This is a genomic window from Paenibacillus nuruki (assembly GCF_963311185.1).
In the GTDB taxonomy this organism is placed as follows: Bacteria; Bacillota; Bacilli; order Paenibacillales; family Paenibacillaceae; genus Saccharibacillus; species Saccharibacillus nuruki.
The window spans coordinates 3,510,714-3,532,119 of the sequence record NZ_OY725677.1 but is presented as its reverse complement, the minus strand read 5'-3'; the positions used below and the strand labels follow the sequence as shown (position 1 = coordinate 3,532,119).

Sequence of the window (21,406 nt, the reverse complement as noted above, 5' to 3'; positions counted from 1 at the left end):
TGATAATATTCAATCATAGATTAACCCTATCCGTATGTGCATCTTTAACTACACTCGGATCATAGAGAAAGGGCAGTAACTATGGCGAAAATGACAATGGCAGATGTGGCTCGTGAAGCAGGAGTATCCAAAAGTACAGTCTCCCAGTATCTAAACGGGCGTTATGAATATATGAGCAGTACGACCAAAGACAAAATAGCTATGGCGATTCAAGCATTGGATTATCGTCCCAATGTGCTAGCACGTAGTTTAAAACAAAAACGTACATTTACTATTGGTGTGATCGTGGCGAATATGTTGCACCAATTTTCATTAGAAGTTTGTCGGGGGATCGAGAGTTATTGTCGAGAACAAGGCATTAGTGTGATCCTTTGCAATACAGATGAAGATGAAGCAAGAGAACGAGAAGATTTGGAATTACTGCGTTCCAAACAAGTCGATGGTGTAATTGCTTTTCCATCGGGTCAGTTAAAACCGTTGTACCAGAAGTTAGTTCAAGAAGGATTCCCATTGGTATTTGTAGATCGGAAGCTTGAAGGCGTACAGGTCAATCGTGTAGTAGTCGACAATGAACAAGCCGCCTATACGGCAACAGAGCACTTGATTACTAGCGGGCACCAACAGATTGCGATGCTAACGGCACCTTTAATGATTTCGACTCGGGTAGAACGGGTTCAAGGATATACAAGGGCGATGCAGGAAAAGTTACCGCAGATCACACCGATGATAATCTCGGATGAAGTTGGTCAACTACGACACCAATTAAGTGCATGGGCAGATCAGCACCAATTACCAACTGCGATTATTGCTGGAAATGATCTAGTCTTGCTAGAAGTACTAGCTTTTCTCAAAGAACATCAGTTGCAGATTCCGCAAGATATGGCTTTGATTGTGTTTGATAATATTCCATTTGCAGAGTTATTGACCCCTACATTATCTACGATTGTTCAGCCTTCTCATGATATGGGCAGACAAGCCGCAGAAATGTTGATTGCTTCGATCTCCGCAGAGAGTACTGGGCAAGAACCTCCAGCGATACAAGAAAAGCAATTTACCTGTACATTGATGATTCGAGAGTCTTCTGCCCAAGTCATTAATATACAATAAAATGAATAGTACGCTTTTAGCTTTTTAAATATATATATTGTAATGATATAAAAGAGACTGCTTCAGATCACAGTTACAGATCTTGAGCAGTCTCTTTTTGCGTTACACGATCATATAATCAATCCAATCGATTCGTGTACATCCCATTTGATCGAAAAAGCGATGAGCACGCGTATTATGTGGAGCCGCTACCCAGCTCATATGAGCAAATCCATGATCTTGAGTGTATTTGTGACAGTGCTTAAACAATTGAACTTCAACTTCCGTATCTCGTAAATGTTCTTGCAGATATAGATCGTTCATAATGGTCACTTTTTCTGCTTTGATTGAGCTAAATGAGAAGTACAATGTTGCAAATCCTACAGTCTGATTATTTTGCTCGACTACAAATTGAACCCCTAATTGCAATTCCAATAACGTATGGATCAGATAGTGAAGCTTTTCTACAGCAGGCTTCGGCTTTTGATAAAAGTCTCCGATGTATTCATTCATAATAGTGGTCAATGCGTCTACATCTGTACTTGTTGCTTGACGGATAACAGTAGGTATAGATTCCAATACAATCATCTCCTTTATGTATAAGAGATTAATATACACTATTATGCATAAATATACAAATTAATATGTAATAACTCATCTGGGATAGTACGATTAGTTCAAAAGTACCTTTTACCATATAAATACAGATAACGTTTACAAAAAGGCTTGTATTTCTAAAATGATTGGATTATACTCACTTCATAAACCGATTTACTAAACCGATTTATTAAAAGTCTTTTATAAGTGAAATGAATGAATATCTTACAGATGAATAGTGAAATAACAGACATCTTTATTATACGAATGCGAAAAGCTGAAAGGAGTACACATCGATGACCACTACCATTATCCCCACATCTGTATTTGCAGATGTTGTTCATAGCAAAGTACCTCAAGCACAAGTGGCGACACGTATTGCTGAGATTGGAGCGGAGGGTATAGAGATTCGGCGTGAATGGTTTGTAGAGTCTGATCTGTTATTGCCGTTAGATCGATGCAGACAAGCGATTGAGCAAGCAAATCTTGCATATACTGTTTATTCGGTACCTGCATCGTTATGGCAAGATACTCATTTGCTAGATCAAGACATTCTTTATCGTTCTTTGAGAGAAGCACAGCAATTAGGAGCAGACGCAGTCAAATTGTCACTCGGTCATTATGAAGTTACACAGTCGTCTATAGAAGGACTTCTTGCAAGTCTTGATCAGTTTTTTGCTAATCAGGATTCAACCTCTAGTTTGCAATTATGGATCGAAAATGATCAGACGCTAGAGGGTGGTGATCCTGCACGGTTGCTTTGCTTTTTTGAACAATTAGCTATTTTGCAAGCGCATTCGCCACTGTATTCGATCGGGATGACTTTTGATATTGGCAACTGGTTATATACAGGACATGATGCTCTTCAAGCTGCCCGGCAGTTAGCACCTTATGTGGCATATATTCATGCTAAGCATTCGGTTCAGCAAGAGAATAGATATTTAACGCTTCCTTTACCGACAGAGGAACAAGCATTATGGCGTCAAGTCATCGAAATTCTTCCGAATCAAGCATGGCGGGCGATAGAATTTACATTATCAGATGATACACAGATTGAGTATTACAATCATGTACTACGCACAGCAGGAAGGAGCCATCATACGATGGATACTACGACAGATACCGCTAAAGTAGATAAAAATGAGCTTTTAACATCATCCACCTTACCTACCAAAAGTGATAACACATCACTGGATATTGTTACTTTTGGCGAAGCGATGACGATGTTTGTAGCCGAAGAAGTAGGTGATCTGCACAATGTGTCTTTATTTAGTAAACGACTAGCTGGAGCAGAAGCCAATGCAGCGATCGGATTTGCTCGTCTAGGTCTTCGCTCGGGTTGGGCAAGTCAGGTAGGAGCCGATGCTTTTGGCACATTTGTACAACAACAATTAGCAAATGAGCATGTCAATCTGGATCATGTACATGTAGATTCAGAACACCCTACAGGATTTCAGCTCAAATCCAAAGTGATCAGCGGTGACCCGCAAGTACAATATTTTCGTCGTGGATCAGCAGCAAGTCAGATGAGTATCCAGAATCTCGATCTTTCTTATTTTAGATCAGCACGCCATTTGCATATGACAGGGATTCCTTTGGCATTATCAGATACTAATCGTGAATTCGCTCAGCATGTTATTCAACATATGCGTGATAACGATAGAAGCATTTCATTTGATCCTAACTTGCGTCCAACATTGTGGAATAGTGAAGCGGAGATGATCCAGACGATTAATCAGTTTGCTATTCAAGCAGACATCGTGTTACCGGGTATTGAAGAAGGGCAGATATTAACAGGATCAGCAGTACCTGAAGAAATTGCCGATTTTTATCTGAAGCAAGGGGTGAAAATGGTTGTCGTCAAATTAGGTCCATCTGGTGCATATTACCGCAGTCAGGAGCAAGAAGGTATTGTACCCGGATTTATGGTAGACCATGTGATAGATACAGTTGGTGCAGGCGATGGATTTGCTGTTGGAACGGTTAGCGGTTGGTTAGCTGGACTTACCATCGAACAAGCGATTACCAGAGGGTGTGCGATCGGTGCATTAGCAGTCCAATCCATCGGTGATCATGAAGGATATCCTACTGAGCATGAATTACAGCAATTTATCGAGCATCAGCCAAGATATGTATCACCAGCAGATGGAATAGTTGAGCATACTTCAAGTCAAGACCCATCTTTGGAAGGAGTGAAATAAACATGCAAGAAAAGACAGCCTTACCTGCTTCTCGTTGGTTGCGATTAATTCCGGTTATTTTTATTACGTATAGTCTGGCTTATCTGGATCGTGCGAATTATAGCTTTGGTGCGGCATCAGGAATGGCACATGATCTGAATATTTCAGCAGCGATGTCGTCGTTACTGGGAGCCCTTTTCTTTCTAGGTTATTTCTTTTTCCAAATTCCGGGCGCTCATTATGCGGAGAAAAAAAGTGCGAAAAAGCTTATTTTCTGGTCGTTGATTCTGTGGGGTGCACTGGCATCTGCAACAGGGATGATTACCAATGTCAATCTATTGATCGTGATCCGCTTTGCACTTGGTGTCGTTGAAAGCGCGGTCATGCCAGCCATGCTTGTTTTTAATGCACACTGGTTTACGAATAAAGAACGCTCACGTGCGAATACCTTTCTGATTCTAGGTAATCCTGCAACTGTATTGTGGATGTCGATTATTTCAGGGTATCTAGTGACCGCTGTAGGTTGGCGGTGGATGTTTATTATAGAAGGAATGCCAGCTATTATCTGGGCATTTGTCTGGTGGAAAGTGGTACAAGATAAGCCTTCTCAAGCCAAATGGTTAACCGATGCGGAGAAACAAGCTTTAGAAGATGAATTGGAACGTGAACAAGCAGGTATGAAGCAAGTGAAGAATTACCGTGAAGCTTTCCGTTCACCCACTGTTATCAAATTAAGTCTGCAATACTTTTTCTGGAGTATTGGGGTGTACGGATTTGTGATGTGGTTACCTTCGATTATTGCCAAAGCACCAAATATGACGATGGTATCGACAGGTTGGTTAGCGGCTGTTCCCTATGTGCTCGCTGTCATTCTGATGTTAGTGACTTCATTCTTTTCTGATAAAATGCAAAGCCGTAAAAACTTTGTCTGGCCCTTCTTATTAATTGGAGCACTTGCCTTTTACGGATCGTATCTCATTGGCCCGAATCACTTCTGGATTTCATTTGTATTACTGGTGATTGCAGGTGGGGCGATGTATGCACCGTATGGTCCATTTTTTGCTATCGTACCGGAAGTATTACCTCGTAATGTAGCAGGCGGAGCGATGGCGCTGATTAACAGCATGGGGGCGTTAGGTTCATTTGCAGGTTCTTATATTGTAGGTTATCTGAACGATATCACAGGTGGATTCGATGCATCGTATATGTTTATGGCGGGCTCGTTACTTTTATCTGCGATCTTAACTATGATGGTACGCAAACCACAGACTCAGAAACCTCAAGCTTCTCCAGAATGGAAAACAAAAGTCAGTGCCACTTAAATAAAAGAATAGTGAAAGTGTAAAATAACGTCACACAACAATAGAACAGTGTATTTCTTTTATATCTAAACGATGTAAAAAATAATTTATATTTAGTGAAGGAGCAGAATAAATATGACTGAACAACAGCCAGTGCGTATACAGCTCGCACTAGATCGGATGACGATTCAAGAAGCTATCCATATGGCACAACAAGTCGAACCGTATGTAGATTGGATCGAAGTCGGTACATCGCTTATTAAAGAGTTCGGTATCGAAAGTGTACGTCAGATCAAGCAAGCTTTTCCTGATAAAATCATCGTGGCGGATATCAAAACATTCGATAATGCGAAATATGAATTTGAACTTTGTTTTGAAGCTGGAGCAGATGTAGCGACAGTTATGGGTGCGGCGCCTGATGCTACATTAGAATTATGTATGCAGACTGCTCGCAAATATCAGAGACAGACAATGATCGATCTGCTAAATGTATCTCAAGAAAAAAGGCATCAACTTAAGCAATATACAGATGCTGTATTATGCCATCATGTGAGTAAAGATGAGCAGGAGCACCACGGACAAGTAGCAGGATCATCTTCTATTCAACAGACTACGACTGATGCCATTGCCAATAACAGTACACCGAAGATTGCTGTAGCAGGTGGAATTACGTTAGAGACGTTGCCGACGATATTACAACAATCGCCCACTGTTGTCATAGTAGGTTCTGCAATTACCCAATCACATGATCCTGCTGAAGCTGCTCAACAGATTCGAGAACTAATCCATACATTCTTTTCACAGTCTACAAATACAACAGCTTCAATATAATATATTTTAAAAATGGAGTGATATCTATGAATGACATTCAATCGACAACAGCAGAACAGATTATTGCTGAAATTAGTCAGGTGATTGCCCGTGTACCACAAGAGTCTATCAGTAAGCTAGCCACGTTGCTTGTTAACAGTCAGCGTATTTTTGTAACCGGTGAAGGACGATCTGGATTTATGGCCAAATCATTTGCTATGCGCTTAATGCATCTAGGTGCAGATTCTCATGTGATCGGAGAAACGGTGACGCCTGCACTTGCTAGCGGTGATCTACTGATCGCTGTATCTGGATCAGGTACAACCAAATCTGCTATATGGACAGCAGACAAAGCTAAAGAGTTAGGATGCTCTATTGTGGCGGTGACTACCGACGAATCATCACCACTGGGTATACTAGCAGATATGATTTTGCATATCCCAGCAGCGACCAAGTATAGACGTGAAGGAGAAGCGGCAAGTATTCAACCTTTGGGATCATTATTTGATCAATGTACACATGTCTTACTGGATGCAGTATGCTTAGCCTATGGACAACTTCAACAAGTCCAGCATGATGACGTATTTGCTAAACATAGCAATGTAGGATAAAGAATAGTATTTCTTTTTAACCCCACAAATATAAGATTATCAATACCATATAAACAGGTAGACTAAACAAAATAATGCTCCATGAATTAACCATACCGCGGTCTCTTGAAGTAGAATCAATCGCTTGATTTGCTCGCATCCGATCTCCACTGACTAACGTACCTGAAAGAGCCAGTGTAACAACAATTAAAATCACGGCAACCACTTGAAGTATATGCTCAAATCCATACGGTAATACAAATTGAACAAAATACAGTACAACTAGAAAAAGAGCACCTGAGCCTAAAAGCAAACCTGTTTTTCTCATAAGAGTATTCACCTTTCTACTATGTAATAGGAACAGCTATGGATATACAATCTACTAGAATAAAACAAAAGACTGTCGAATGTATATTCGCAGTCTTTTGTGTATTATATCATTTATGATGTTATTACTTTGGAATAACTAGAGTACTTTTTCTAAAAAGCTAATCGTACGTTCGTGTTGAGGATTACCAAATACCTCTTCAGGTGTACCTTCTTCTACCACATAACCACCATCCATAAAGATCACACGATCGGCTACTTCACGAGCAAAGCCCATTTCATGCGTTACGATCATCATGGTCATTCCTTCTTTGGCAAGAGAGTTCATAACACCTAGTACTTCACCGACCATTTCAGGATCAAGTGCAGAAGTAGGTTCATCGAATAACATAATGTCCGGATTCATAGCCAGTGCGCGTGCAATCGCTACACGTTGCTTTTGACCACCTGATAATTGGTTAGGTAGTGCATCGGCTTTATCTGCTAATCCAACACGATCTAGCAATTTGAGAGCAATATTACGAGCTTCTGCTGGAGACGATTTTTTCAGTTCGGTTGGAGCTAACATAATATTTTTGATTACGCTCATATGCGGGAAAAGATTAAAGTGCTGGAACACCATTCCGATATTTTCGCGTACTTTGTTGATATCGGTTTGTTTATCGTTGATGTTGTAATCATCGACAATAACCGTACCTGCTGTAATCTCTTCCAGACGGTTAATACAACGAAGGAAGGTACTTTTACCCGAACCAGATGGACCAATGACACAAACCACTTCGCCTTCTTTAACTTCCAGATCAATACCTTTCAGTACATGATTGGAGCCAAAGCTTTTTTTCAGACCGGTTACTTTAATTTTATCCATTGCTGACCTTCCTTTCGATGTGGTTAGAGATTTTAGTAAGGATTGTAATAACAATTAGATACATAATAGCAACGACTAGCCAGATATCAAACGATTGGAAAGTACGAGCAATAACGATTTTACCAGATTGTGTCAATTCGACTAGACCGATAACAGACATAATCGATGTATCTTTCAAAGTGATCACTAGCTGATTGATAAATGAAGGGATCATTAATTTTACAGCTTGTGGAATAATAATTTTGATCATCGCTGTACGGTAAGGTAGACCGAGTGAGCGAGCAGCTTCCATTTGTCCACGATCAATCGATTGAATACCACCACGAATAATCTCAGTGACATAAGCTCCTGCGTTCAGACTCAAAGCCAGAACGGAAGCGACAAACAGTGGCATTGTAAATCCAAAGGCTCCTGGAAGACCAAAGTAGATAAAGAATGCTAGTACAAGTAACGGTATACCACGGAATACATCAACGAAAATAGTTGCGATAATACGTAGGATGCGGTTATGACTCACTTTCATAAATCCAAAGATTAAACCTAAAATAAATGCGAAGAATAGTGAAACGATCGTATAAACAACAGTATTCAATAATCCTTTAAGCAAGTAAGGGAAAGACTGTTGAATCAATTCGAATCTACCTAACTTTGCAGCAGGCACACCATTTCCGGATTCACCTAAATATTCTTTTAGAATTTTATCGTATTCACCGTTGCTACGAATATTAGCCAAACCTGCATTGAATTTTTGTAGCAATTCTGCATTTTTGCCTTTATTGACAGCAAATCCATAAGAACCTTTAGCTTCTTGTTCAGTTGGAGCTAATTGCAGTCCATTTCCTTGTTGAATACCATAAGCCAGTACCGGATAATCATCAAAACCAGCAACTGAGTTTCCTGTTTTGATATCATCATAGACCTGTGCAGAATCTTCAAAAGGAACTAGGCTAAAACCATATTTATCTTTGATAGATTCAGCAAATGTATATCCTTGTGTTCCAATTTTGACAGCAACATTTTTACCACGTAAATCTTCATACGATTTAACATCAGCGTTACCTTGCTTAACTGCCATAGCTACGCCAGCTTCAAAATAAGACTTTGAAAAATCAAATGTTTGCTTACGTTCATCGGTAATACTCATTCCAGCAATCATACCGTCAACTTGATCAGTCTGTAATGCTTGAAGAGCTGCATTAAATCCTAACGGCTTAACTTCATAGCTAAAGTTCTGGTCTTTAGCAATTGCCGCTAATATATCCATATCGATTCCTACAAATTCTTGTTTAGCATCTTGAAATTCGAAAGGAGCAAATGTAACATCTGTACCGATTTGATAAGTTTTGCCTTCCTGTGCTTGTGCAGTTGCAGTCGTGGCAAAGCTTCCTGTAGATACTCCAAAGAAAAGAAGGAGAGCCATTACTAACCACATTACCCTAGATTTCTTCATAAAATCCTCCATTTCATTGACTTCTTCATGTCTATTAGCAAGTATTGTCATGCCTATACTTGAATCGAGCGAGAAACAACCTGCTCACGATTCATATTGCTTACAATAGATATCTCAAATTGATATCTTACATCACATGTCTTCCCATTCTACAAAAAAAACAAGCTATTGACTATAGGTCATTGTACTTTTCAGTTAATTATGTATCACGTAAACGGTATCATTCTAATACTGATGTTAGGTATTGCACAAATTATAAGTAATCTCATGCTAAAAATCCAAATATAGTCAATTCACATCATTACTATATTCTTATATGGTTGTGTATCGAAGATGGTATTTAACACCCTGTCACTTTACACCTCCACCACATATGATAAAATGCAATGAACATATTAAGAAGGGAACGGGATATATGAAATTAGTTATTTTAGATGTAGATACAGGGATTGATGATTCGTTAGCACTGGCATATGCAGCTCATTCACCAGAATTGGATATTTTGGGAGTGACGACGGTATTCGGTAATATTACAGTCGAAGAAGCAACGCGTAATACGCTGGTCGTATTAGATAAATTAGAGCGAGAAGAAATTCCAGTCTATGCAGGAGAAAGTAAGCCGATGAGCCGTGAATATACGAAGCCTTTTGCCCGTCATATTCATGGAGAAGATGGAATTGGTAATCAGTATCGGGAACCTTCCGAACGTCAAGCGCAGCATATGAGTGCAGCTGACTTTATCGTTCAGCAAATTCAAGCGTCTCCAGGCAAAGTCACTGTAGTGGCAGTAGGGCCGTTGACCAATATTGCCAAAGCTATTCAGACAGACCCTACTATTGTGAATACGATTGAACGATTAGTGGTGATGGGTGGGGCGGTTACTGTACCGGGTAATGTTACACCTTATGCGGAAGCTAATATTTACTCTGATCCTGACGCAGCTGCTTTTGTCCTTACATCAGGAATGCCGATCACATTGGTAGGACTGGATGTCACGATGAAAACATTGCTCACCGGTGTTCATTTGGACGAATGGAGACGGGAAAATAGTGCGTTATCTGTCTTTTTAGCTGATATGACGGAGTTCTATATGGGTGCTTATAATGAGATTGTAACAGGTGGCAAAGGTTGTGCTTTACATGATCCATTAGCTGTAGGCGTAGCGATTGATCCTACAATAGTACGCACGACTTCGTATGCTATTCATGTGGAATGTACCGATCCAGACGCATTAGGCAAAACGACAGGCAAACACGATACAGCTGTGGCACATATTGATGTTGCATTAGATGTAGATTCTTCTCGCTTTTTGAAACACTTTTTAAGTCGAATCGTCTAATCTTTTCTATTATAAGTAATCATTATTCAGAGCCGATCTGTTCAATGTAAGATGAGTGTAGTCTTGCATAACGGGTGGGCTTTAGATGATGATATCTTATTAATATACATAAAATGTTACAAATACCGATTAAAGTAGACATTCTCTTTCATTTTTTATTGTTACTGTAAGGTAAATACGGTATCATTGAAATATGTAGCTAAAAGCTATTGATAAACGCTTACACGAATCGTTTCGACACGAATGAGCATTGTACTAGATGCTGATCTATATACGTTTGACAATATACAATAGTAAGGCCAGGTGTAATTCCATGAGCAGCAAGAATCCAAAGCGACAAGATACTACATCCGCAGCACAACGCAAGCTGGAGACGTTGCGAATTTTGGAAGCGGAAGGAACCGTACGGGTATCCGGACTAAGCCGCCGTTTTCAAGTGACTGAAGAGACGATAAGACGTGATTTGGAACGTTTGGAAAATGAAGGTGCTGTGGTGCGTACCCATGGTGGAGCCGTATTTAACCGGAACCGGGAACAATATGAATCGCCTGCGGTACAACGTGAAACACAGAATCTAGAAGAGAAAAAAGCGATTGTTGAATACGCATTATCTTTAATTGAACCTGGCGATGTGATCGCACTAGATGCCAGTACAACCTGTTTACATTTGGTCAAACAATTACCGAATCGTTCACTAACTGTACTGACGTATTCACTAGCGATTGCAAATGAACTGGTGCAAAAAACCGAGATCAATGTCATTTTGATCGGTGGGTATCTAGATCGAGATTCTATGGCGAACACAGGGATTCATGCAGAGAAAATGGTCGAAAGTTATCATGTGGATAAATTTCTATTTTCCTGTCATGGATTTGATCTGACACGCGGATTAACAGAACCTTCTGAAGCACATGTACAATTGAAGAAGAAGATTATTGAGATCTCCGATGAACTCATTTTGTTAACCGATAGTACGAAATTTCGTCGTAAATCTTTGGTGCGCCTAATGGGGATGGAAGATTTGAATCGTTTTGTAACCGATGATCAGTTACCTCAAGAAGCGATTCAAGATTTGCAAGATATGGGCGTTGATGTGATCGTTGTCGAGTAGCCAGCATATTCGCTTATAGTAGTCAAAAAAGCCTTTTCCGTTATGGAAAAGGCTTTTTTGTACCCTTTGAAAAGGTAAGTCTTTTGCTGTTTTTAGATTAATTTTCAACAAATTCATCGGTTAAGCTTGAAAATAGGGTACGTTAGGAGTACTTTAGATAAATGAGAAAACGTTGAGAACCGTATAGAGATGGTTGAGATCAATGAGGCGTTTGGAGTGAGGAGAGAATCAATGACAGCAACTGGTGAATATAATCCGCAAATCGTAGGCATGGAAGATATTGTACGTGCCCATCATGTATTACGCGAAGTAATCGTACGTACCCCTTTACAACGAGATAATACATTATCTGAAAGATACGAATGTAATATCTTTTTGAAACGTGAAGATATGCAAGTCGTTCGTTCTTTCAAAATCCGCGGGTCGTATAACCGTATTCGTAGTCTTTCCCAAGCAGAATTAGACAAAGGGATTGTATGTGCTAGTGCAGGTAATCATGCGCAAGGTGTAGCTTTTTCTTGTGATGCTCTGAATATTCACGGCAAAATCTATATGCCAAGTACCACACCGAATCAAAAAGTGAAAATGGTGAAAAAATTCGGTGGCAAAAATGTAGAAGTGATTCTGGTTGGTGATACATTTGATGACGCTTATGAAGAAGCAATGAAAACGTGTGAAGAACAAGGGATGGCATTTATTCATCCATTTGACGATCCGAAGATTATTGCAGGTAATGGTACAATAGGCATGGAAATTATGGAAAGTTTAGACGTACCTGCTGATTATATTTTTCTTACGATTGGTGGCGGTGGTCTAGCTGCTGGTGTGGGTCAATACATGCATACAATGAGTCCATCCACACAATTGATTGGTGTGGAACCAGCAGGTGCGGCTTCGATGAGTGAAGCTATTGCTCGTAATGAAGTAGTCACACTTGGTGAAATTGATAAGTTTATTGATGGTGCAGCAGTAAAACGTGTCGGTCAGCTTACTTTTGATATTTGCCGTGATGTATTAAATGATGTGGTGAAAGTGCCTGAAGGTAAAGTATGTTCGGCTATTCTGGATCTGTATAATGAAAATGCGATTGTAGCTGAACCAGCAGGCGCATTACCTATTGCGGCGCTTGATATGTATCGCGAGCAGATTAAAGGCAAAACAGTAGTCTGTATTATTAGCGGCGGCAATAACGATATTGATCGGATGCAAGAGATTAAAGAACGTTCATTGATCTATGAAGGATTGAAGCATTACTTTATGATCAACTTCCCTCAACGTGCGGGAGCTTTGCGTGAATTTTTGGAAAAAGTATTAGGGCCGAATGATGATATCGCTCGCTTTGAATATACCAAAAAACACAATAAAGAAAATGGCCCAGCACTGGTAGGTATTGAACTGAGTACACCAGAAGATTACGGTGCATTGGTGGAACGAATGGAAGCACATGGTATTAAATACACCGAGCTTAATCGTGATCTGAATTTGTTTAATTTGCTGATCTGATGAGTATTCTTAGAGTTATAGTTGGGTTTTGAGCGGAATTACTATATAATTAATAAGTCGTGCCAGTTTATTATTTATAGGAGGCTTTACCCCAATGTTAGTAATTCATGCCGAAATATTGATCCAACCCGAACACGTAGAAAATTTTCTACAACTTGCTGATCCTTTTGTAAATGCTTCACAAGCAGAAGAAGGCAATATTCGTTATACATTGATGGTGGATTTACATCAATCCAACCTATTCACGATGGTCGAAGAATGGGAAAGCCAAGAAGCGCTTACAGCTCACGAACAAAGTGCTCATTTTCTCAAGCATATCAATGATACAAAAGATATGGCAGCTGCACCTTTGAAAGTCAAAGTATATGAAGTTATGCAATTGCCTGTTGTTTAATAGGTAAAATAAGCTTATCCCACACAAAAGCTACTTCTTTCGAGAGGTAGCTTTTTGTACGATGATATTGTAGGTTTGCAATATCATTTGGGTTTTGTCATCATATAGGTTATAATTAGTAAGTGAGGTTTTTAGAACATTAAAAAAATCATATTACATTATATACTTATAGGAGGTTTACTTATATGTTTGTTATTCATGCTAATATCACGATTAAACCTGACAGAGTAGAAGAATTTTTAGTAGAAGCAGAAGGTTTGGTTAGCGCTTCTCAAGCAGAAGCAGGTTGTATCCGTTATACATTGATGCGCGATCTTCACCAACCTAACTTCTTCACAATGGTAGAAGAATGGAAAGATGAGCAAGCTGTACAAGAACACAACCAAAGTGCTCATTTCCAAAAATTCGTTAAAGATATGAAAGAATTTGCAGGTGCACCTTTGGATGCGAAACTGTTCAACGCAACAGAAGTACCAAGAGGTTAATTCCATATATATCAATTTACGTAAGCTAAAGCCCTTTCCATTGGAGAGGGCTTTTTTTTATAATTAGTATACATAATTCTGTAAAGTCGTCCGATAAATCTTATAAGATAAATGTCGAAATTACTCGAAAGACTAATGTAGACAGAATCTGATCAGTACTAAAAAAGAACATTTACTGTCTTAAATTATATTTTTCGCTATTTAATTTTACGTAATCTTAATCAAAAGAATCTACGTATTATAGATAGCAAGTGGTAGGTAAGGCATTACTTTATAAGAGAAAAAGGAGAATCAGTTGAATGAAAAAATATATAGCTATCGTAGTCTCGTCACTGCTTACATTATCTTTGGTTCATACCGGATTAGTATATGGAGAAGAGTCTGCTCCTTCTATCACAGGAGCAGATCAAGAAGTCGTTATCGTATATAAAAATCAAGCAGGTAAAGAAGCTGCTATTGAGCAAAGTGTAGAAGTACAACATGAATTCAAAACATTACCTGCGGTATCCGCAACCGTCAGTGCAGGTGAATTGCAAGATTTGGTGCAAGATCCCAATATTGCGTATATCGAGCGTAATGTTCCGTTTCAAGTTACCGATTCTTCTGATTTTCAAGTATTAGGATCTACTGTCAATGCAACAGAGCAATCGCAATGGAATTATCAAGCAGTACAACCTAATCAAATGTGGGATAAAGGATACAACGGATCAGGTATCAAAGTAGCTGTTATCGATTCAGGAGTAGCCGCTCATAGTGAACTTACGATTGCTGGTGGTGTATCCACGGTCGATTATACAACTTCATACGCAGATGATAATGGGCATGGAACACATGTAAGTGGCATTGTTGCTGCTCATAGTGGCGATGGCGCTGTAACAGGAACGGCTCCTGGCGTGCAGTTATATGGTGTCAAAGCATTAGGTGCAGATGGCAAAGGAAATCTGCAAGATGTGCTAGAAGGAATCGATTGGGCGATCCAAAATCGTATGGATATTATCAATATGTCGTTAGGAACTGAATATGATTCACAAGCATTACACGATATGGTCGATAAAGCGTATAACAATGGTATTTTAGTAGTCTGTTCTGCGGGAAATAGTGGAGCAGGAACAGATACAGTTAATTATCCTGCACAATACAGTAGCGTGATCGCTGTAGCCGCAGTCGACAAAAATTTGAATCGGGGCGACTTTTCTTCTACAGGTCCTAAAGTGGAAGTCTCTGCACCTGGTGTTGATATTGTGTCTACGTATTTAAATGGTAAATATGCTCTAGCTAGCGGAACTTCTCAAGCGGCTCCTCATATTGCAGGTATACTAGCAATTTTAAAACAAGAACATCCTTCGGAATCTATTGCGAATTTACGTACGGATTTGGAAGATTATATTGTCGATCTAGGAGCATCAGGAAGAGACAATTTATATGGATATGGATTCGTTACTTTCGCTCCTAAAGTAGATAAAACAGCTCCAGCAGAAGTAAATGGATTAACAGTCAGTCAAGCAACAACGAACTCTTTAACATTGAACTGGCAGAACCCGGTCGACAAAGATTTTGCAAAAGTAAATGTCTATAACGATACAGGCAAATTAGTAACTTCTGTAACCAAAAATGTATATCAAGCGGAAGGGTTGTCTCCATCGACAACATACTCATTTACACTAAAAACGGTAGATACAACAGGCAACGAATCCACTGGGAAATCCATCTCAGGTCAGACATTATCACCGTCTACTGAAGCTACACCTGTAGTGGAAAGTAAACCAGTTATTCCAACACCAACACCTGTATTCGCGCCAACACCAGCTGTAACTGTACCTGTGGTTACCACACCAGCACCAACTAATCTAGTCGCTGCTGTTCCATCTGGTGGTGGGGGCGGAGGCGGTGGTGGTGGAGGCGGCGGTATTCCACGCCAACCATCAACACCAAGTACAACCGTTACAGCACCAGCTGTTGCTCCAACACCAACACCGACTCAAAAAGCAACACAACAACTCAATACAGCCAAAACATCAGGTAAAGCAGCAGACTGGCTTAAAGCTAAATTTGATGGCAAAAATGTAAGTGATGCTAATTTCCAAAAGCAATTATCACAGATTAAGCAAACGATGGGAATCAAAGACTTGCCAAGTAAAGCGCAATTATCTCCTTCGATTCCGGTAAGTATCAGCTTGCAAGTTGCACTCAAAAATAAACAATACAAATATATCGATTCCTCTTCTATGACACCGGATCATGTCACAGTGCTTAACAGTAATGGAGAAGTAGTAACTAATGTAAATGTCTCGGTGAAATGGAATCGTATCTTTATCACACCAACAGCAAGTGGATTTGCCAAAAACGAAACGTACAATATCATTATCGAAAAAGGCATCAAAGCGAAGCCAACAGCGAAAAGTGATCAACAAGTTTCATCCACGACGCCACTAATCTTACAATTTACAACACGTTAAAAATATAGATAAGAAAGGTGCATACCAATGAAAATCAAATCATGGCTTCAAATAGGGCTTACCCTATGTCTAGCATTCTCTTTATGGAGCACAATCTCTTCTACCAAAGCGCAAGCCGCTGATGGGCTTCCTTTTTCAGATATTTCGAATAGTTACTGGGCAAAAGATACGATTCAATGGGGATATGAAGCAGGCTTAGTCAATGGATACAAAGACGGTCAGTTCAAACCAAACAAAACAGTTAGCGAAGCTGAATTTTTAGCGATGTTGATTCGCACATTTGAACCAGAAGTGACGAGTAGTAAAACAGGGAACTGGGCAAATCCTTATTATGCTCGTGCCAAAGCTTTGAATTATCCAGTGAGCAGTTATACCAATACAACTACTCGTAATCAGATTCTTACTCGTACCGGGGTTGCACAATTGATCTCTTCTGCCGAAGGTGTGAATTATACGGGCAATGATGCGATTCAATATATGTTAGCTCTAGGTCTAGCTAACGGCAGTGATGCTTCTCAAGTGTCGATCGCTTCTTTTAAAGGGAGCAAAGCATTAACTCGTGCAGAAGCCCTTCAATTTATCAAAAACTTTGCAGATTACGGTGTAGGCGGATTGCTTGATCGTCCTACAGAAGCTTCGAATCCAGCAGATCTGCCTGCTTTACCAGCAGCGAATTAAACAAACGTACGAATGATGATCACAAAAAAGCTACTTCTGTTTATAGGTTGATGACCTATAGAGAAGTAGCTTTTTTGTGATCTATTCTATGGTGGTGTGAATATCTACATTAAGGAGCAACAGGTGAAGTACCATCCGGATCATGATTCATATGAAGCAACTCATCAATATTCGTATTTGATACAACCGTTAATCGCTTGAGGGTCAGTGGATCATCTCCAGGTCGGACAAATCCTTGGTGTACTGTAAATGCCATACGATATCCAGACTCTTTCAGTGCATAGACCATTTGCATACGGAAATCCCCGAATGGATAAGCAAAGTAAGGAGTATTGATCCCTGTTTCAGAACGCATAATTTTATCATCAGCGATAAAGCTTGCTTCATTCATACCAGCAGCATAATCATCGCCACAGTGAAGTAAAGTTTTGTAATGTAGATTATACGTATGACTGTTATATTCAAATACATCTTTAGAAGCTTCCATTTCTTCTTTGGATACATAGCTTGTTTTGTGTGGATCAAATGCTGTCGTTTTGTCTTGAATCCGTGAACCAATCACGAATAATGTTGCATGGAATCCATATTTTTTGAGAATCGGATACGCATAGATAATATTGTTTTGATACCCATCATCAAATGAGATCACGACTGTTTTGTCAGGTAACGAAATTTCTTCATCCACATATTGTTCTAACTGTTGTAGAGTTGCCGTATGGTAACCGTTATCGTGCAAGTATTTCATATCTGCTTCAAATGATTCTAAATTTACAATCGAATTATTAGTGGGCTCGGTATTATCCTTTTTAGGGGTAATATAATGATACATCAGTACAGGGATCTTATCGGCTGTACCTTCAGGAGCAACATAATCTGCGGCTAGTGCAACATTACGTTGATTAAGTGCATCACGATGTTCATAATAAAAGACTTCATTCTGAGCAGCGACCCATGAGCTACATATTTTATGTGCAAGGATAGAAGATTTGGGGAAATTCACCCCGAGAACATAGACAACCAGTAATACTGCCATGAGGGCAAGTGCATATTTTTTCCAATGCTTTTTCATTCGTGTTTAAGTACTCCTTTATAGCCAGGTGGTAAAATCTTATTATCGGACAAATACTACTTTTTTTAAATGGACACAACATAGAATAGACAGTCAGACAACATAAAATGTAACATCTGAACTTTATTTTAAACGAAATGAATATATAAAAAGTTACATCGTCTTCTTGAAATAGTAACAATATTTTTGCTTATGGTTGGTAAAAAAAGGGTAGTAAGGAAATCTGAATTAAGCTTCATTTCTTAAGTGAAATAATGAGTAAGCAAAAAAGAAGGCAACCTTAATAAAGGTCTGCCTTCTTTTTGCTTACTGACCGATATGAGAAGATTTATCGAATAAAAGCTTGAGGTCGTTGCTCTAGCGCATCGGCTAACCATCTAGGATGCATACGAAGTAGATTGGCGGGTAACTGATCGGTAGGGAAAAATTGATAATCAAGCGATTCTTTAGGATCGACGATAAGCTCGCCACCGATAATAATTGCTTCAAAACAATTGGTAATAAAATGAACATTTTTTCCATTAGGATATTCAAAAATCTGGCTATCTGGATCAGAATAGACCCCAATTAAGCGTGTGACTTCTACATCTAATCCTGTTTCTTCTTTCATCTCTCGTACAACTGCTTGTGTGACTGTTTCTCCTTTTTCTACATGTCCTGAAGGTATGCCCCATTGTCCGACATCAAGCCGCTGTTGCAAAAAGACATGACCCTCGGCATTAAAAATAATGACAGCAATCCCTGCATAAAGTTCATCAATAACGACAGACAAAGTATTTCCTCCTAAACGAAATAGAATCATTGAATTTTGAGTCTATTATACACTTTCCTTAGATCAGAAAACATTTTTGGGTTAATACCCTTTATTTACTAAAATAACATTAAATGATATTATTTAGTATATATTGTAAATAAAATATCATCGGAGGGTAGAATATGAATAAAAAATTATTTTTGGCAGCTCCTTTTAAAAATCTAATGAATATGGAAACAGCTACCTTGGAAAAAGGAACGCAGAATTTCTTAATAAGATTGATCGATTTTTTTGAAAATCGAGGTTATGAGGTACATAATGCGCATAAAAGAGAACAATGGGGACAGAAATTTATGCCTCCAGAACAATGCACCAAAATTGATTTTGACGAGATTGAAAAATGTGATTTATTTGTGGCTTTGCCCGGTATCCCAGCATCCCCAGGAACTCATATCGAAATAGGTTGGGCATCTGCTATGCAGAAAAATATGATTTTACTGTTAGATCATGATCTTGAACAGTACGCTTATCTGGTGAGAGGCTTACACACAGTATGTCCTGTTGATTATGTAACGTATCATACGGAAGAAGATTGTATTCAGCAGTTGGAACAGGTATTGCAAGAAAGGCTTATTGCTTATGATCTTTAATCATTTTCATGATGCTTATCTGTATACGCTTGCCGAGGTATATCATAAGCCGCAATTCTATAATCAGCCACGTGGCAACCGAAGCCGGGAAGTTCTGAATTATACGTATGGGATTGAATCTCCTATTGAACGCATCTGTTATGTACCCGAGCGGAAGACCAATATTATTTTTAATTTTGCAGAAGCTTTATGGTATCTATCAGGTAGTAATAATCTGGACTTTATCCGTTATTATGCGAGCAATATGAGCAAATATTCGGCAGACGGTCGCACATTAACAGGAACAGCTTATGGACCCAAATTATTTGCATATGGGGATAAGCGATTGAACCAATGGGAGCGTATTAAAGAAGTGCTTCGTGAAGATCCTGATTCCAAACGTGCATTTCTATCTATTTTTGATGCCAGTGAAGTACTTCAACTAGAAAATATTGATGTGTCTTGTACCATCGGATTGCAGTTTTTTATCCGTGAAGATCAACTGTATATGAGTAGTTATATGCGTGCAAATGATGCTTACCGTGGCATGCTGAGTGATGTATTTTCGTTTACTTTTCTACAAGAACTTATGGCTACCGAGTTGGGACTAGAGGTGGGGAAATACTATCATAATGTAGCTTCTGTCCACATTTACGAGACAGATTATGTCCAGACGAAGACAGTACTCTCCAAAGCTAAACAGATCGGAACTGTACCAGCCTATCCTTTTCCTCCTATGCCTCTAAAAGATAATCGATCAGATCTGCAAGTTGTTTTTGAGTATGAACAGCAACTTAGACAAGGAACAATAACTTTAAAGCCACTGGATATTGATCGTTTGGAAATAGATGATTACTGGAAACAGGTGATTTTGCTATTCGCTGTGTATCAATCGATTCAACAAAAGCAAGTAATAGACCATGCGCTTTACCAAAAATTGATTCCCCTTTATCAGATGCTTGTTCAGCAGAAGTGGGAATCTTACCTTTCGATCATAATGGAGGAGATGTAATGCATACTTCTTGGAAAGAAAATACTGTATCCACTCAATTCAATGCGTATAACGATATGTTAGAAGATATCTTAGGGTTCCGTTATTTGTTTGCTGTGTTGGATTCAGATCCTACTATTCATACGATCCTTGATTATGGCTGTGGCCCTGGAAAAGTGGCTGAACGCATAGCAAATCAACACCGGCGTTATCAAGTCATTGCTGTAGATGAATCAGAGAATATGTTAAAAATAGCAACAGATCAACGAGCACATCCGCAGATCAATTATCAATTGATTCACAATAATCAATTAGACTTTTTAGAGTCGGATTCGATAGATTGCGCTGTGAACTGTTTTGTGATTATTAATAATTCTAGTGTAGATCATATTCGTCATATGCTTACAGAAATCTACCGAGTACTAAAGCCGGGCAAGCCGTTATTAGTATTGGATTCGAATCCAGATGCAACCGGATATGAGTTCACTACATTTCGCAATGGAGAAAAAGGAAAGAAATATACAGACGGAGACCGCAAACAACAGTTTCTCAAGATTCCTGAAAGTTCAGATTTAATCTTAAATGATTTTTATTGGTCCAAGCATTTTTATGAAGAGATGTTAGAACAAGCAGGTTTTGATTCTATTCAGATCATGGAACCATGTATTGATGATATTTCGGTCAGCAAGTTACGTCAGTATGAGGAGCAATATGATCACTCGAAATGGGGTGATGAGCAGTATCAAGCCCCTTTTGTTATCTATAAAGCTATAAAATCGGCGTAAGCA

The 21,406-nt window shown here is 39.1% G+C and carries 21 protein-coding genes; 15 read left to right on the top strand and 6 right to left on the bottom strand.

Annotation, left to right across the window (positions count from 1 at the left end):
• Positions 1-81 precede the first annotated feature (81 nt).
• A complete protein-coding gene (locus RCP16_RS15660; protein WP_308640759.1) occupies positions 82-1,107 on the top strand; it encodes a LacI family DNA-binding transcriptional regulator in 1,026 nt (341 codons plus the stop codon).
• 102 nt (positions 1,108-1,209) lie between these two features.
• Here the strand turns inward: RCP16_RS15660 and RCP16_RS15655 are convergent, their stop codons facing one another.
• Positions 1,210-1,665, bottom strand: coding sequence for a GNAT family N-acetyltransferase (locus tag RCP16_RS15655; protein WP_308640758.1), 456 nt, complete (start codon positions 1,663-1,665; stop codon positions 1,210-1,212).
• A gap of 314 nt (positions 1,666-1,979) precedes the next feature.
• On the opposite strand from RCP16_RS15655, the gene RCP16_RS15650 reads away from it, so the two are divergent.
• The 4 genes from RCP16_RS15650 (at position 1,980) to hxlB (ending at position 6,585) form a co-directional block, all read left to right on the top strand.
• Complete coding sequence (locus RCP16_RS15650; protein WP_308640757.1) at positions 1,980-3,884, top strand: PfkB family carbohydrate kinase; 1,905 nt, start codon at positions 1,980-1,982, stop codon at positions 3,882-3,884.
• A 2-nt stretch (positions 3,885-3,886) separates the two neighbouring features.
• Entirely contained in the window at positions 3,887-5,185 is a 1,299-nt protein-coding gene (locus RCP16_RS15645) for an MFS transporter (RefSeq protein ID WP_069327530.1), read from the top strand.
• A 114-nt stretch (positions 5,186-5,299) separates the two neighbouring features.
• Positions 5,300-5,995: a 3-hexulose-6-phosphate synthase gene (gene hxlA, locus RCP16_RS15640; RefSeq protein WP_308640756.1), complete on the top strand. Its 696-nt coding sequence runs from the start codon at positions 5,300-5,302 to the stop codon at positions 5,993-5,995.
• A gap of 26 nt (positions 5,996-6,021) precedes the next feature.
• Entirely contained in the window at positions 6,022-6,585 is a 564-nt protein-coding gene (gene hxlB / locus RCP16_RS15635) for a 6-phospho-3-hexuloisomerase (RefSeq protein ID WP_308640755.1), read from the top strand.
• A gap of 16 nt (positions 6,586-6,601) precedes the next feature.
• On the opposite strand, the gene RCP16_RS15630 is transcribed toward hxlB, so the two are convergent.
• The 3 genes from RCP16_RS15630 to RCP16_RS15620 all read right to left on the bottom strand — a co-directional run bounded on the left by RCP16_RS15630 (position 6,602) and on the right by RCP16_RS15620 (position 9,209).
• Positions 6,602-6,892, bottom strand: coding sequence for a DUF5316 family protein (locus RCP16_RS15630; protein WP_308640754.1), 291 nt, complete (start codon positions 6,890-6,892; stop codon positions 6,602-6,604).
• 138 nt (positions 6,893-7,030) lie between these two features.
• Complete coding sequence (locus RCP16_RS15625) at positions 7,031-7,759, bottom strand: amino acid ABC transporter ATP-binding protein (protein ID WP_137225477.1); 729 nt, start codon at positions 7,757-7,759, stop codon at positions 7,031-7,033.
• Entirely contained in the window at positions 7,752-9,209 is a 1,458-nt protein-coding gene (locus RCP16_RS15620) for an amino acid ABC transporter substrate-binding protein/permease (RefSeq protein ID WP_069327526.1), read from the bottom strand. Before RCP16_RS15620 ends, RCP16_RS15625 begins: the two co-directional genes overlap by 8 nt.
• 415 nt (positions 9,210-9,624) lie before the next feature.
• Here RCP16_RS15620 and RCP16_RS15615 point away from each other — a divergent pair, with 415 nt between their 5' ends.
• The 7 genes from RCP16_RS15615 (at position 9,625) to RCP16_RS15585 (ending at position 17,175) form a co-directional block, all read left to right on the top strand.
• Positions 9,625-10,548: a nucleoside hydrolase gene (locus RCP16_RS15615; protein WP_069327525.1), complete on the top strand. Its 924-nt coding sequence runs from the start codon at positions 9,625-9,627 to the stop codon at positions 10,546-10,548.
• Between the two features lie 313 nt (positions 10,549-10,861).
• Positions 10,862-11,659 carry a DeoR/GlpR family DNA-binding transcription regulator gene (locus tag RCP16_RS15610; RefSeq protein ID WP_069327524.1) on the top strand — a complete coding sequence of 266 codons (798 nt, stop codon included), beginning with the start codon at positions 10,862-10,864 and terminating at the stop codon, positions 11,657-11,659.
• Between the two features lie 231 nt (positions 11,660-11,890).
• Positions 11,891-13,162, top strand: a complete 1,272-nt coding sequence (ilvA, locus tag RCP16_RS15605) for a threonine ammonia-lyase IlvA (protein WP_137225473.1) — start codon at positions 11,891-11,893, stop codon at positions 13,160-13,162.
• 94 nt (positions 13,163-13,256) lie between these two features.
• Complete coding sequence (locus RCP16_RS15600; protein ID WP_273593189.1) at positions 13,257-13,556, top strand: putative quinol monooxygenase; 300 nt, start codon at positions 13,257-13,259, stop codon at positions 13,554-13,556.
• Positions 13,557-13,741: 185 nt separating this feature from the next.
• On the top strand, positions 13,742-14,041 hold the full coding sequence (locus tag RCP16_RS15595) for a putative quinol monooxygenase (RefSeq protein ID WP_069327521.1): 300 nt from the start codon (positions 13,742-13,744) through the stop codon (positions 14,039-14,041).
• Between the two features lie 299 nt (positions 14,042-14,340).
• Positions 14,341-16,497: a S8 family serine peptidase gene (locus RCP16_RS15590; protein WP_308640753.1), complete on the top strand. Its 2,157-nt coding sequence runs from the start codon at positions 14,341-14,343 to the stop codon at positions 16,495-16,497.
• Positions 16,498-16,524: 27 nt separating this feature from the next.
• A complete protein-coding gene (locus RCP16_RS15585; RefSeq protein ID WP_308640752.1) occupies positions 16,525-17,175 on the top strand; it encodes an S-layer homology domain-containing protein in 651 nt (216 codons plus the stop codon).
• Between the two features lie 109 nt (positions 17,176-17,284).
• On the opposite strand, the gene RCP16_RS15580 is transcribed toward RCP16_RS15585, so the two are convergent.
• Positions 17,285-18,244, bottom strand: a complete 960-nt coding sequence (locus RCP16_RS15580) for a polysaccharide deacetylase family protein (RefSeq protein WP_273593192.1) — start codon at positions 18,242-18,244, stop codon at positions 17,285-17,287.
• Between the two features lie 328 nt (positions 18,245-18,572).
• Complete coding sequence (locus RCP16_RS15575) at positions 18,573-19,016, bottom strand: NUDIX domain-containing protein (protein WP_308640751.1); 444 nt, start codon at positions 19,014-19,016, stop codon at positions 18,573-18,575.
• A 164-nt stretch (positions 19,017-19,180) separates the two neighbouring features.
• Between RCP16_RS15575 and RCP16_RS15570 the strand changes: the two genes are divergently transcribed.
• Genes RCP16_RS15570 through RCP16_RS15560 form a run of 3 tightly spaced genes read left to right on the top strand, consistent with a single transcriptional unit; the run spans position 19,181 to position 21,403 of the window.
• The gene (locus RCP16_RS15570) at positions 19,181-19,648 is read left to right on the top strand and encodes a nucleoside 2-deoxyribosyltransferase (RefSeq protein WP_308640750.1); all 468 of its coding nucleotides are present in this window, start codon (positions 19,181-19,183) and stop codon (positions 19,646-19,648) included.
• Complete coding sequence (locus RCP16_RS15565) at positions 19,638-20,639, top strand: thymidylate synthase (RefSeq protein ID WP_308640749.1); 1,002 nt, start codon at positions 19,638-19,640, stop codon at positions 20,637-20,639. Before RCP16_RS15570 ends, RCP16_RS15565 begins: the two co-directional genes overlap by 11 nt.
• Entirely contained in the window at positions 20,639-21,403 is a 765-nt protein-coding gene (locus RCP16_RS15560) for a class I SAM-dependent methyltransferase (protein ID WP_308640748.1), read from the top strand. Before RCP16_RS15565 ends, RCP16_RS15560 begins: the two co-directional genes overlap by 1 nt.
• Positions 21,404-21,406 lie beyond the last annotated feature (3 nt).